Here is a 14,632-nt window from a genome sequence, read left to right on the forward strand (position 1 = left end):
AATTAATTCTATCCTAAATATCTAAGTACCTCCTTGCTAATAATATTGAGATAAAAAATTTACTTATAATTTGCCTTTTTAATATATAATATAATAATGTGTAATAATTCATATTTTTACATTTTATAACATATTTTTAATATCAGGAGGCTAATTCATGCTAAATAAAATGTCCCTTGGACAAAAGATTATTCTTTCTTCATGCATATTCCTTTTTCTATGCTTTGCAGGCATAAATTCAGTAACGCTAAAAAAAATGCATGCATACAGCAAAGAGCAAGGAAATTCGGCAGCAGTTTTTACAAGCAAATATAATAGTAAAGTATTTGAAAATTACTTCGATAAGATAAAAACTATAGGAGAAAGTATTGCTAGCCAATGTGAAACACTAATAGAAAATGAAAACCCATCCAGAGAATTGGTTATATCCACTTTAAAAAATACTCTAGCTACATATGACGATTATATTTTTGGTGCTACAGTTGCATATGAGCCAAATAAGTTTGACAATAATGACTCAAATAGTATCGGTATAGAAGGTAGCGGTGCTAGTGGTGAATTTTCACCATATGTTACTCGTGGAGAAAACGAAATGTATTGGGTTCAGTCTGCATTTTCTGATGATGATACACCTACGCAGAATAAGTGGTATAAAGAGACTAAAGAGAAAAAAAAAGTATATCTTACTGAGCCTACAGTGTATAAGGTCAAGGACAAATCTATTGCAATGGTATCTGTAACTATTCCCATAATTAGAGACAATGAATTTGTTGGAGTTGTAAGTATTGATGCTTCACTAGATTATTTACAAAGCCAAATATCTGATGATAAACCTTTTGGAGGCTTTAGTGAGGTTGTGTCTTCTGATGGTTTATATATTGCCAGCGGTAATGACTCTGACAAAATTTTAAAGCCTATATCATCTTATAATATAGATCCCCTTTTATATCAAGGTGATGGTGATATTAGCAATGTTTATATTGACCCCGAATCTAAAGAAAAATACTTAATGGTAAGTAGCCCTATCACCCTAGATGATTGTGATCAAGTTTGGAGATATATTAGCGTTATTCCTTTTAGTAATATTTTTAATAACTTTAATGTGTACTTTAAAGTCATCTTCTTTGTAGGTTTATTCATATTATCCTTTGTAATATATATAAACTATTGGATAATTTCTAGAGACTTATAGTCTTTTGTAATTTTTTATGGAGGAGTTATAAATATGTCAACAAATAATAATGGAACCATGTACACCTTTGGAAATATTATTGGAAATAACATTAACATTAAAGAAACTATAAATTATTCAAGAAAAATTGCATCTAGAAATTCTTCAGTTTTAACACTTGGTGATACTGGAACAGGGAAAGAACTATTCGCCCAAAGTATACATAATGAAAGCAAATTTGTAAATGGACCTTTTATTGCTCTAAACTGTGCTGCTATACCCGATTCCTTAGTAGAGAGTACCTTATTTGGTACTGTTGAAGGTGCCTTTACAGGAGCTAAAAATACTGAAGGTTTACTTTTTCAAGCTAATAATGGCACAATCTTTTTAGATGAAATTAATTCTATGAACCTTGATGCACAGGCTAAGCTTTTACGCTTTTTACAAAATAAGACTATAAGAAGCATTGGAGGTAAAACTCAAAAGAAAATTAATTGTAGAGTTATTTGTGCTGTAAATAAAAATATAGAAAATGAAATAAAAGAAAATAAAATAAGGGAAGATTTATATTATCGTTTATCGACTATAACTATTAACTTGCCACCTTTAGTTGATAGAATAGATGATATTCCTGTACTTAGTAATTTCTTTATACATAAATATAATAAAGAGTTTGATACTAACATCGTAGGAATAGACGACGCACTAGAGTCAAAACTTATGCATTATAGCTGGCCAGGAAATATACGTGAGCTAGAGCACTTAATTGAAAGTGCAATGAACATGGTAGAGCCTGAGGAAGTATATTTGTCTCTAGATCATCTATCTCCTTATCAAAAAAACAGAATATCTTCTTCTAAACAAACTACTAAAAGCAATAATTCAAGTAATGATACTATAACTTTTAGTGAAGATAAAACCTTAAAAGAGATTCTAGAAGATGTTGAAAGATCCGTTATCCTTAGTAGACTTACTAAAAATAAGGGTAACATAAGCCAAACGGCAAACGATTTAGGAGTCTTTAGACAAGCTTTACAGTATAGAATAAAAAAATACGAAATTGATGAAAGTGAATACAACTAAAACTATGCAAAAACAAAATGCATGCAATAATATATTGCATGCATTTTGTTTTTTATATACTAACTTTATTATAATTATATTTTTTAATACTAGTAATACCAACGTTTATATATACATTGTTATTTTTTAAACTTGGCATGAATATTGCTATTTAGTTATATATAGTGTTTTGCAAAGGGGAAAAATATATTATGAATAATTTAATAGAACTTTTAAGTCCTAATTATATATCTGAATTTCAAAATAAAATATCTGATAGACTCGGTATTTCTGTAGTAATATCAAACTTTATAGGGGATCAAATCGGTCATATGAAAGACTGTACCGAGTTTTGCAGATTAATAAACTCTACTCAAAAGGGAGCAAATCTTTGTAAAAAATCTAAGTCGAGATTTCACAAAGTATATTCATCTAGTAAAAATGAGTGTATCTGTTCTTGTCATATGGGGGTAAAAAACATAGCAAAATCCATAGTTATAGACGGTCAATTAGTAGGAAATGTTATTATCGGTCAATTTATTACTAAAGATGATTATAAGTTATTAGATACTGATAAGATAGCTACTAAACTTGATATAGATAAATCTAATATAGAGAATGCTCTACTTCATGTTCCTATTATATGTGAAAAAACTTTATACACTTATTTACAGTACGTTGATTTTATTGTTAACTACCTAAAAGAAGCATGTATGAAAACGATATATCACAATGAGATTAATACTTTAAAAGAAGAAATAAAAATAGAGAAGCTTAAAACTCTACAAAGCCAAATAAATCCTCATTTTTTATTTAACACATTAAACTCAATTTCTAGAATGGCACTTTTAGAAGATTCACCAAATACTTTAGAAATGGTTTATTGTTTATCTGATTTACTTAGATACACTATAGATAAATATGAAGAGTTTCCAACTATCGAAAGTGAAATAAGTAATATTGAAAAGTATTTATTTATCCAAAGTATAAGATATAAAAATAAATTGGACTTTAATATAGATATTGATAATGAAATTTTAAAATATAGAATACCGGCTATGATACTACAACCAATAGTTGAAAATGCAATAGTACATGGCATCGAACCAAAATCTACACATTCAACTATAGATATCACTGGGAGAATAAAAGATAACCAAATTCAAATCATAATTAAAGATTCTGGTGTCGGAATTGACGACGAAAGACTTAATAAGATAAAAGATAATAATTTCAAAGACTTTGGTATGGGTATTTCAAACCCTCATCAAAGAATAAAACATTATTTTGGGGATAATTTCGGGCTAAATATTGACAGTATCAAAAACGTTGAGACTACTGTAGAGATAAATATTCCTGCTTTTACTCAGTTGTCACTTGGTTAAAAAAATATATATGTAAGAAATAAAAGGGAGAGTTAATATGTATACGATTATGATTGTTGATGATGAGATATTAGAAGTAGAGGCTTTGGAAATGATAATTTCTAAGGAGTTTAGCATCTTTAAAAATATAATAACTGCAAGTAACGGAAAAGATGCCATTTTAAAAGCTAAGCAACATAAGCCTGACATTATTTTAATGGATATTTCACTTCCTGAGATAGATGGCTTTAGTGCACAAGAAAAGATAATTTCTATACTACCTAATACTAGTACGATTATGCTTACTGCTCATTCAAGCTTTGACTATGTCCAAAAAGCTATGAGGCTTAAGGCTAAGGACTATTTGTTAAAGCCAGTTAGGACTAATGATTTAAAATCTTCTATTAAAAAGATTTTAGGTGAATTAAAGGCTAATAATAACCATGCTGAGGAGTTTTTATATCTGAATAGATCTAAGTCTGATATTATTAGAAATACTATAGTTTATATGAATAATAATTATAAGAATAAGATAGATTTAAATTCTATTGCTAATGAGATTCATGTTAATCCTCAGTATTTGAGTAGGGTTTTTAAGAAAGAAATAGGTATGGGGTGTACTGATTATATAAATCTTCTTAGGGTTAATCAGGCTCGTGAGATGCTTGTTGAGACTAGTTATCCTGCTTATAGGATTGCTTGTGATGCTGGATTTAGCGATTCTGCTTATTTTAGTAGGGTATTTACTAAGCATGTTAATTTGACTCCATCTGAATACAGAAAAAGCTTCCTTAGGTAGGTGTGGGTCGCAAAATCGGCGCTTCGGGGATAGTGGCATGATTTCATCAAATACACCTGAGTTATTTATAATGTTTTTAATTCAAACATTTGATATTCTGTACTTTTTATAAGTACATTTATTTTAGGCTATGTTAGCTATCTTAGTGATTAATTATATCTAAAATAGGTTATAATATAGATATTACCTATATTTCAACTTATTTTAGAAAGGATACCTAATATTATGCCGAAAACAGAGATAAAAGATATGATAAAAGATTTAAAAAAGAATGAACTTAGAGAGTTAATTTCAGTAGCACAAGAAGTATTAAGTGGTTTATTTAACTCATCTGAAATTAGAGATAATGTTAAGGAAAGTAGATTCTCTAAGGGATATGAATGCCCTAAATGCCAATGCAAGAATGTAAATAAAAATGGAAAATCTAATGGTAGGCAAAGATACATCTGCAAGCGTTGTCGCACAAGCTTTGATGAGTTCACTTGTTCTCCATTTTCTAATACAAAATTAAGTTTAGATAAATGGCTTAAGTACTGTGAATTAATGATATTAGGACTTTCCATAAGACAATGTGCACAAGAAGTTGGTGTAGGTGTTAAAACATCTTTTTATATGAGACATAGAATTTTAGATGTTATTAATTTATCGCTTAAAGAAGATATAGTTGAAGGTATTGTAGAAGTTGATGAAGTTTTTGTAAGGTGTTCGTATAAAGGTAATCATTCAAAGAATCCAAATTTTGTAATGCCTAGAGAACCTAGAAAAAGAGGTAAAGGTAAAAAAGATAAGAAAAAAAGAGGTATTTCTAGCGACCAACTATGTATAGAAACTGGGATTGACCGTAAAGGAAATATAGTTATGGGAGCAGTTTGCAAAGGTAGAATCACAACTAACAAAATAGTTAGCTTTTTCGATGGCAAATTAGGGGAAGATGTTACTTTTGTAGTTGATAGTCATAGGTCATACGAAGGTATAAAGAAAGACTTGGATGTAGAATTAAAGCAAGTTCCTAGAGGGAAATCTATGCTAGATAGTGTTTACCATCTTCAACATGTGAATGCTCTTCACAGTGGATTCAAGAGATGGTTAATGCCATTTAATGGAGTGTCTAGCAAATATATCAACAACTATTTAGCTTGGTTTAAATTTTTGCAACTAAGCAAGAAGAATAAGAAGAGTGATAGAATCAAAGATATGTTAGTAGATGTAGCTACTAAAGATACCTATGTAACTAGAGCTACTATTAGAAATAGATTTATTGAATTAACTTAAAATAAGGAACTATACTCCAAATTGATGAGACCATTTTGAAATTGGAAAATAATTGAATATAGTATATAATGTTTAATATAGTCAAGTTCGCAATTGTTATATATTGACAATATCGATACACGATGTTAATATTTAATTACAAATATCGTGTATCGATATTGTCTAATATAGTGATAATTTTAGAATATAAAATTAGGAGTGTTAAAATGGCTAGAAAACAATTTCAGACATTGTCAGAACCGATGTATTATATATTATTAGCCTTAACAAGTGAATGTTGTGGCGTAGATATTATGAAAAAAGTTGAAGAAATATCAAAAGGAAGAATATCTGTAGGGCCAGGAACACTATACACATTACTTGGGAAATTTGAAAGTTCTGATTTGATAAGAGAAACAGAAGTTCAGGGAAGAAAAAGAAGTTACATAATAACAAAACAGGGATATGAAGCACTAAATCAAGAATATATACGACTTAAATCCATGGTGAATGAAGGAGCAGAATATATAGGGGGGCATTATGAGGATAAGTAAAAATAAATTTATTAAATTAATACGAATTAAAGAACATGAGTGCAAAGCATTGGAGGAGTATTTAGAAGAAAAATCATTGCAGGGGTGGATGCTAGAGGATATAATATGCGGATTTTTAATATTTAAAAAGGATAAGCCACAAAAATGTAAGTTTGCAGTAGATATATTTACAGATAACAATGAGGATGAATATATAGAATATTGTGAAGCTGGAGGATGGAAGTATTTATTTCAACATAATAAGTTTTTAATTTTTTATACTGAGGATAAAATTATTACACCTATACAAACTGATGAAGAAATAGTATTGAAAAAAGTGAGAAAATCTATTTTTAGAAGTTTATTAAACAATATTTTTCTTATAGGATTAATGATATCTAATTTATTTACAGGTGAAAAAAATGGTTATGGTTTTTTTAGTGAAATAGCTGATAATGGAGCTTTACTTGTAATGGCGTTACTAATTATAATAATTGTAGGTGCTGTAATTGATACAATTAAAGATGGATTATGGTATTTTAAATCTAATAGAGCTTTTAAGCTCAATGAAAATATAAATTATCCTAGTTTAAAATTACTAAAAGTAAAAAATGTTTGTGTTTCCATGTATATGTATATTTTACTTTTAATGATTATTAATTTATTTGGAAATATAGGTAGTGATAAAGGTCATATATTTTTAGCTGTTTTCGTAGTTATATGTGCTGTTTGTATAAGTAGACTTATAAATATACTACTTAAAAAGTATAAAAACGCATGTAAATTACTATCTGTTCTTATTTGTGTTGTTGGAATGTTTATATCTACTTATATTATAGTATCAGGAAGAGAAATGATTAATTATGTAAGAAATGAGAGTCAAACACCTATAATGAGCATAAGTGACTTTATAGATATGAATACAAAAAAAGAATATTTATATTTTGATAGTTCGAAGTCTTTTTTAGCAAGTTCTTATACTTATTCTTATGAAGGATATTATAATGATACAGAAGCTGTAGATAAGGTGGGAAGTGAAGCATATTTTGATTATGAAATATGTAAAAGTAAATATCAGTGGATAATTGATAAAACTTTTGAAACCTATTTAAAGAGGTACAAGTACTTTGAATATGAGGAAGTTAAAGATGATAATTGGGGTGCCTTAACTGTATACAAATCAGATAAATTGAATGGTGGATATTTGCTTAAATATGAAGATAGAGTAATTTCAGTTTCTGGAAGTATAGATTTTAGTAAGAAAAATATAAAGTTTATAAAAGAAAAATGTATTAATTGGTAATAAATAGGTGATGTATTTTTAACTTTTGAATTTGGAGTGACTATAAATTAAACTATAATTTATAAAACAGATTTGATGAACAATATTAATATATTATGCACTAAATATCTCAAATTATATAAATAACCACACTTTAGCTTTAAATCCATTGGAAATACTAAAGTGTGGCTATTTTTTACTATAATTATCACGAAGTAAGCTAACATAGCCTTATTTTAATAATATGAAAGAGGCTTATCTCTATTTGAGACAGCCCCTTTTATAGATTTCAATGGTGGAGACGATTCACAGGAATCATACCCACTATTATAGAATGTATAAATATTTTTTATTTAAAGTATATCCTCTATTGACTCTGAGAAAAATTCCACTATTGACTTCTCAGTTATAAAATAATAACGCTTGTCTTTATTGATGTAATCTACATTCTCTTTGTTTTTTAATGTTTTTGCAGCATTTGTAATAGTTAAATTATGTTTATCAATCAATGTACCTATTTCTTGTGCTGATAGTTTTTTATCTTTGTTATTATATAATATCCTAAGTATTTCTATGTGAACATCTGGTAAACTTTTATCTTTCCATTCATCTATTTTTTCTTGTAGTTTACTTTCAAACTTATTTTTCTTAATTACTGAATTTTTACTAGTACATTTAAAACAATTTTTATTTTCTTGATAAATATTATATTCCAATTCGCTATATACCTTACCACAACTCATACACTCTATAATTTCTATATTACTTAGTACTTTAGGTATAAAATCTGTTAAATCAAATTCCGGTTGTCTCCAATAATCATACTTTCTTCTGAGTTCTGGTCTTCCAAAATCTATTTTCTTCGATATACATAACCCATAATTTAAACTATAATATGATCCCTTTTCCTCTGCTCCTCTTATGCTACCTTCATTAACTTTATTTACTAAGTACGATAATTCTAATGTTTTTAAAAGATATTCATACTCTTTACTTATATAGAAATAAGATGTAGGAAACCAGAAACTATTCCCAGACTTATTATTTTCTATTGTTTCTTTATACAAATCATTATCAAGCTTACCGTCTTGGTAATTTTTTATAATAGTTCTCTTTACACCATATAAATATTTAACAATTTCATCTATTAAGTTTTTTTGTGCAACTTGATCTAATAAGTTTTTATCATCATAAAATGACTGCTTAAACCTTATATCATTTATAAAATCAGGGTATATATTATCATCATAATATTTTAATGCTGCATTCTTAATATTATCAATAGTGATTGGGTTACCATTATTTATTGAACCCAAATAACAGTAATTCAATATAAACCCTAAAGTTCTAGGTATAGCTGCAGTACACTCAAATAATAACTTCAAATATGTACCTAGATTTGCTTTTGATAAATCAAATATATCTTCTATTGCTATTTGATTGTCAGTATATACCTCTAATCTTTTATCTAAAGTTCTTTTTATATAATCCATTGAGTCTTTTTCTATACCCGTATAGTTTTTAGTATTTCTTTCAAATGCATCATAAAAATCTAAAGAAACAGGTATTAACTTTGTCGAATCTGAATTTCCTACATATATTCTTCCAGGGTATGCTGCTATTTTGACATTAAAGTAATCATTATAGGAAGCTATAATAGGTGATATTACTGAGTCTACAATTACCTTTTGCTTATCTTTGCTTAGTTCACTAAAATCATCTAAGAATAAGTATACTTTATTTATACCATTCTTCTTTAATATTTCCTTTATATTATTTAATATTGAACTAACTGAATATATACGAATCTCTTTTTGTATTTTTTTTGTTTTATATTCCGTACTATCTCCTTTATTATAACTACCTGTCATTGCCATTTCTTTAAGTGCTAATTTTCCACCTAGATCCTTTTTGTTATTTATATTTTTAAGTTCTTCTATTTCATACTCCTTTTTAAAATCAACATCCATATATTCTCCATTTTCAATTTTTGAAAATAATGAGTCCATCTCTTTATCATTTATATCATAATGACTAATACGTAGTTTTATTGATTTAAAAATCTCATTTAAAAAATTCCTATATGTTCTCATTTTCACTAATTCGTCATGTTCTTGCTCTGACCCATATGTTTTTATTTCTTCATAACAAGATTGTAAATTTATATATATAGGCAATGTATTTTTTTTATTTTTATTAATATAATCTTCTGCTTTAACAAATATAGTAGATTTTCCAGTACCTCTTCTACCTTTCAAAATAATATGATTATTATCTAATACTTGCCTTAGCATATAGTCATTTTCAAATAAATCAACATATATTTCTGATGTTATTATTTTATCATTTTCATCATATACATCTGGCCTCCCACTTTGCATTAATGATTTAAAAACATTTTCTATATTTCTAGATAATGATATTAATTCTGTCCCCATAAAGTCCTCCTTGAATAAATATATCCCCTCTGATTTAATTCATCATATATTTACTTATTTTTATAAGTTAATTATACATCTACATTCATTAAATTACCATATTTTACATAAAACTAATAATATGTATAAATATCTCCTTATACTAAAAGTTATTTCTATACGTATTTCATATTAATATAGAAATTTGATACTAAGATTATTAAATAACTATGTAAATAAAAAAGATATTATCATAATCACATGATAATATCTTTTCGTGGATTTCAATGGTGGAGACGAGCCTCACAGAACCCCTATTCACCAACTTATTTATCTTTCTACTACATCAATATTCTTTTCCAAAACATAATCTTGGACCAAATTAGTAAGCTTACTTCTTTTACTTATATGAAGCACATCCTTCCCCTCAACATCCTTCATAGTTATATACTTCTTGTCAATAACCTCACTAAAAGCATCATCCTCTTTTTCCCTACACCCCTTAGTAGCATTTTTAGACCCTAGCTCATTAAACAAACTTCTCTTAATCTCATATTCTAACTCAAATAAAGAAGCAGATTTTACCCCAAAGTTTTTCAATTTATCACTATACCCCAAAAGCATGCTGTTATAAGCACTATTCAAGTTAATCTTCTTTATCCTGCTACTTTCAGAATTAGGATTCCAAGCCAAATCAAGTGCCACTATATCCATATTTCTCATAATAGCAATCTGAATATACTCAGAAACTATATCATCAGCAACTCCCAAAGAAACTTTCGCTAACATATTCCTACTTAGAAAAGGTACTAAAACTAAATCAAATTTCTCTAAATAATCCTCTATATCTCCCCCCAAATTTCCCTTACTCGCAATACTCTTTATTTTTTCAAGCTTGCTGTATCCACTACAAGCTTCAGACTCTATATATTCAAACTCTATATTATCAAATCTACTTAATATCTTATAAACCTCATCAATATAAATATCACTCTTATCTAATATTAAGAGTACCTTCTTATTAAATTGGCTTTTTAATAACTTTTCTATTATCTGTTTTATTCTATATTCTTCCATGCTCTACCTCATTTATAAACTTACGTTTACAATCTTTACAGTAGCTTCTCTTCCTAAACAACATGCATTAGCTTCATCAGTATCAAGGTGACACTCTAATTCAAAGTTTTTATCTACTCTTACTAATACATCTGTAAATATTGCTCTTCTCTCACCTGATGTAATTACATTTACTAGTTGTCCATTTTGTACGTTTAATGTCTTTGCATCATTTTCATTCATATGGATGTGTCTTTTAGCTATTATTACATTTTCTTTTAATATTACACTACCTTTAGGTCCTATTACACATACACTGCCTGAGCCTTTTATGTCTCCTGATTCTCTAACTGGACACTTTATACCTAAAGAAAAACTATCAGTTTGAGATATTTCGACTTGTGTAGCTCCTCTTACTGGTCCTAGTATACGTACATTTTGTATGCTTCCTTTTGGACCTGCTATTGTTACTACTTCTTTAGCTGCATATTGACCAGGTTGTTTTAAATCCTTTATTTTATTTAACTCATATCCTGCACCAAATAGTGTGTTTAAGTCTTCTTGACTTAAATGTATGTGACGGTTAGATATTCCAACTGGAATACTATCTGTATTATTAGCATTATTAGCATTACTAGATACGCTAGCTTCTTTAGTTTGAGTATTGTTTTGATTTAATACAAACTCTATTGATTTTAATATTTCATTATTATTCATACTTTTTGCTCCCACTTACAATAATTATTTTTTATTGTTCTTTTTTTCTTCTTTCTTTGCTTTTTTGTTGTTTTTATTTGATTCTTGATTGATTGATTGATTTTTTTCCACTATATTTTGTAATTCTTTTACTTTTTCTTCATTTGATTTTATAGTTATTTCTTCTTGTTTTACTTCTTCTTTTATTTTTGCTTCTACTTCTTTGTTTTCTAATTTTATATTTACTTCTTCATTTTTTACTGAAGTTGTTTCAATTTTTACAGATTCTTTTTCTTGTTCTTCGTTTTTATCTTTTTTTGTAGCTTCAGTTTGCTTGTTATTTTCTTTAGCTTCTATTTTATCTTTTTTTTTTAATTCTTCCATAACTTCTTCATAAGAATTAGGAATTAACATCTTCATAACAAATTCATCTGGTCTTGCTATAGCATGGCTAGTTATTAGTGTCCCTGCTTTACTTGCAGCTTCTGCTCCCACTTCAACTGCTGCTTTTACCGCACCAACATCTCCTGTTACTATTACAGCTACGATACCTGATTTTACTTTGAAGTATTTGTTTCCTATTATCTCAACATTAGCAGCTTTAGTCATAGCATCAGCACCTACTATTGCAGCTATTAGTCCTTTAGTTTCTATAAATCCTATTGATTGAATTTTCATATATATATTCCTCCCTATTCAAAAGACGAAAAATCTTTTCATAAATATATTTAAAGATTTTTCGTCTATATTAAATTTACTAATGTCTTATTAGTTGTATTGGTAAGTTAAATAGTTTAAAGAATTCTTCTTTCTCTATTAACTCATTTTCTAAGTAAGATAAATCATCTTTTATTGTGTACTCTCTGTCTAATTGCTCAAATTTATTTATACCTAGCTTATGGTATGGAAGTACTTCTATTCCTAATAAGTTCTTATTTCTACTTATTATTTCTATAACCTTCATTGCACCTTTTAGTTGCTCCTCTGAGTCATTAAGTCCTTTTATCATAGGCATACGTATTATAATTTTTGCTCCTATATCAAATAGTTTGTATAGGTTTGTTATTATTCTTATGTTATCTACTCCTACTAACTCTTTATGAATCTTTGGGTTGATTTGTTTTATATCATATAAGAATAAGTCTACATATTGTGCTAGTTGTTCATATACTTTCCAATCAGCAAATCCACATGTTTCTATTGCTGTATGTATTCCTTTTTCTTTACATGCCTTTAGGATCTTTAGTGCAAATTCTGGTTGAGATGCAACTTCTCCTCCACTTAATGTGACTCCCCCTCCTGAAGTCATGTAAAATATACTGTCTTCTTCTATGATACTTATTATTTCATCCACTGTTTTTTCCTCACCTGCTATTCTTATAGCTTTGGTAGGACACTTACTTTCACAGTTTTTACAACCTATACACTTTGTACTTCTATCTATTTGATGAATTATATTTCCATCATAACTTCTCTGTATTGTGTGTATTCCTTTTTCACAGTTTGACATACATAATCCACATTTTGTACATCTACTGTCTGTGTACATTATGTCATAATTTCTAGATATTCCTTCTGGATTAGAGCACCATTTACAATTTAAAGGGCATCCTTTAAAAAATATTATTGTTCTAACTCCCGGTCCATCATATATTGAGTACTTTTGTGTGTTAAATATTATACCTGTTTCTTTACTTTGCATTTTCTTATCTCCACTCTTTTGGTAGATAGTTTTTAAGTAAGTTTTTTCCTTCTTCATTTATCTTGTAGTACGTTACTAATACATCATTTTCTATTTCTAGTCTATGTATATCTATTAGTCCGTTTTCCTTCATAGATATTAAATCTTCATCTATAGCTTTAAATTTAAAGTATTTCTCTTGTCCATATTCGCTATGTAATCCTGACATAACATCTGTAGTTGATGCTTCATTTACTTTTGAGAAAAAGTGAAGCATACGAAATCTCATTGGTAATATTTTTTTCATGATTATGCCTCCTTTTTCTTAAACATATCTCTTGGATCTATAGCAACAAGTATTGCACCTATTGTTACAAGTGATGCACCAGCTACTAATGTTGGAGTAATTTCAGCTTGTCCTAATAATATACTAAACATTATTCCAAACATTACATAAGTACTATTTAGGGCCATACCAACTGCAACACCTGACATACTATTACACTTATACCATGCTAAGAATGATGCAGCTGCTGCTATTGCAGCTACAGCTATCACCATCATAGTCATAGGTGTAGCTATGACCTTAGATAATACTCCTAATCCTCCCATTATAGGTAATACTATAACTATGAAGAATAATCCGGAGAAAGCTTGTCTTATATTTATTGCAATATTAGGGTCTATTACAGATGTACCAAATGCCGATAGCGTACCTTCTGCTCCCCATCCTATTGCAGCTACTAATGCACATACTAAACCTAATGTAAAGTTTGGCATATCCCCTGAAGGAGGAATATATCCTATAACTATAGCACCTACTATACATATAGCCATACCTATCATTACACGCTTAGTTACATCTTGCTTTAAGAATATCTTAGCAAGTATTGCACCTACCATTGGGAAAAGTGCTGATATTGGTATTGCGTAAGCTGGCCCTGCAAATTGTATTCCTAATAAATAAGCTCCATTTGCTATAGGACCCCCAATTATTGCAGCTAAACATATCATCATACCTGGCTTAGTTCTTAAACTTCTCCATATTTCCTTTTGCTTTCCTTGTGCTGTATTGTATATGAATAACCATATTGCAGCTAAGCTGTCATTGACAGCAGCCGCAACTAATGGAGCAAGCAATAAGCTTACCCCATCAGTAAAAGGCGCCATAACTAAAGCTATACCTATTACTGCACTTTGTAGTCCAAATGTAAGTCCTGAAAAGACGCCTATTAATGACCCTTTCTTTGCAAAACTTGCCTGTAACTTTTTTTGTTCAAGTATTGCTTCATTACTACCATATTGTAATTCTTGCATATA

General features: G+C 28.6%; 14 protein-coding genes. 7 read left to right on the forward strand and 7 right to left on the reverse strand.

Going from position 1 to position 14,632, the window contains the following annotated elements; translation table 11 throughout:
- The first annotated feature begins 157 nt into the window (after positions 1–157).
- From ACI48P_RS01035 to ACI48P_RS01065, 7 genes are all read left to right on the forward strand, one after another.
- Positions 158–1,192, forward strand: a complete 1,035-nt coding sequence (locus ACI48P_RS01035; protein WP_475212585.1) for a cache domain-containing protein — start codon at positions 158–160, stop codon at positions 1,190–1,192.
- A 33-nt stretch (positions 1,193–1,225) separates the two neighbouring features.
- Positions 1,226–2,254, forward strand: coding sequence for a sigma-54 interaction domain-containing protein (locus tag ACI48P_RS01040; protein WP_475212587.1), 1,029 nt, complete (start codon positions 1,226–1,228; stop codon positions 2,252–2,254).
- 191 nt (positions 2,255–2,445) lie between these two features.
- Positions 2,446–3,618 carry a sensor histidine kinase gene (locus ACI48P_RS01045; protein WP_475212589.1) on the forward strand — a complete coding sequence of 391 codons (1,173 nt, stop codon included), beginning with the start codon at positions 2,446–2,448 and terminating at the stop codon, positions 3,616–3,618.
- A 37-nt stretch (positions 3,619–3,655) separates the two neighbouring features.
- Positions 3,656–4,396, forward strand: a complete 741-nt coding sequence (locus tag ACI48P_RS01050; RefSeq protein ID WP_475212591.1) for a response regulator transcription factor — start codon at positions 3,656–3,658, stop codon at positions 4,394–4,396.
- 225 nt (positions 4,397–4,621) lie between these two features.
- Positions 4,622–5,668: an IS1595 family transposase gene (locus ACI48P_RS01055; protein WP_475212593.1), complete on the forward strand. Its 1,047-nt coding sequence runs from the start codon at positions 4,622–4,624 to the stop codon at positions 5,666–5,668.
- A gap of 206 nt (positions 5,669–5,874) precedes the next feature.
- Positions 5,875–6,201 (forward strand): PadR family transcriptional regulator, encoded by a 327-nt coding sequence (locus ACI48P_RS01060; protein WP_281537581.1) that lies wholly within the window; start codon positions 5,875–5,877, stop codon positions 6,199–6,201.
- Positions 6,188–7,483 carry a DUF2812 domain-containing protein gene (locus ACI48P_RS01065; RefSeq protein ID WP_475212595.1) on the forward strand — a complete coding sequence of 432 codons (1,296 nt, stop codon included), beginning with the start codon at positions 6,188–6,190 and terminating at the stop codon, positions 7,481–7,483. The genes ACI48P_RS01060 and ACI48P_RS01065 overlap by 14 nt, the downstream gene beginning before the upstream one ends.
- Positions 7,484–7,815: 332 nt before the next feature.
- Here the strand turns inward: ACI48P_RS01065 and ACI48P_RS01070 are convergent, their stop codons facing one another.
- The 7 genes from ACI48P_RS01070 to ACI48P_RS01100 all read right to left on the reverse strand — a co-directional run bounded on the left by ACI48P_RS01070 (position 7,816) and on the right by ACI48P_RS01100 (position 14,629).
- Complete coding sequence (locus ACI48P_RS01070; protein WP_475212597.1) at positions 7,816–9,900, reverse strand: hypothetical protein; 2,085 nt, start codon at positions 9,898–9,900, stop codon at positions 7,816–7,818.
- A 309-nt stretch (positions 9,901–10,209) separates the two neighbouring features.
- A complete protein-coding gene (locus ACI48P_RS01075; RefSeq protein ID WP_475212599.1) occupies positions 10,210–10,956 on the reverse strand; it encodes a hypothetical protein in 747 nt (248 codons plus the stop codon).
- Positions 10,957–10,968: 12 nt separating this feature from the next.
- The gene (locus ACI48P_RS01080) at positions 10,969–11,652 is read right to left on the reverse strand and encodes a phosphate propanoyltransferase (RefSeq protein WP_475212601.1); all 684 of its coding nucleotides are present in this window, start codon (positions 11,650–11,652) and stop codon (positions 10,969–10,971) included.
- A gap of 24 nt (positions 11,653–11,676) precedes the next feature.
- Positions 11,677–12,309 carry a BMC domain-containing protein gene (locus ACI48P_RS01085; RefSeq protein ID WP_475212603.1) on the reverse strand — a complete coding sequence of 211 codons (633 nt, stop codon included), beginning with the start codon at positions 12,307–12,309 and terminating at the stop codon, positions 11,677–11,679.
- 79 nt (positions 12,310–12,388) lie between these two features.
- Positions 12,389–13,333 carry a choline TMA-lyase-activating enzyme gene (cutD, locus tag ACI48P_RS01090; RefSeq protein WP_475212605.1) on the reverse strand — a complete coding sequence of 315 codons (945 nt, stop codon included), beginning with the start codon at positions 13,331–13,333 and terminating at the stop codon, positions 12,389–12,391.
- 4 nt (positions 13,334–13,337) lie between these two features.
- Positions 13,338–13,619, reverse strand: coding sequence for a hypothetical protein (locus ACI48P_RS01095; RefSeq protein ID WP_475212607.1), 282 nt, complete (start codon positions 13,617–13,619; stop codon positions 13,338–13,340).
- 2 nt (positions 13,620–13,621) lie between these two features.
- Positions 13,622–14,629, reverse strand: a complete 1,008-nt coding sequence (locus tag ACI48P_RS01100; RefSeq protein WP_475212609.1) for a DMT family transporter — start codon at positions 14,627–14,629, stop codon at positions 13,622–13,624.
- Positions 14,630–14,632 lie beyond the last annotated feature (3 nt).

It is taken from the genome of Romboutsia sp. LXY-2 (genome assembly GCF_056171995.1).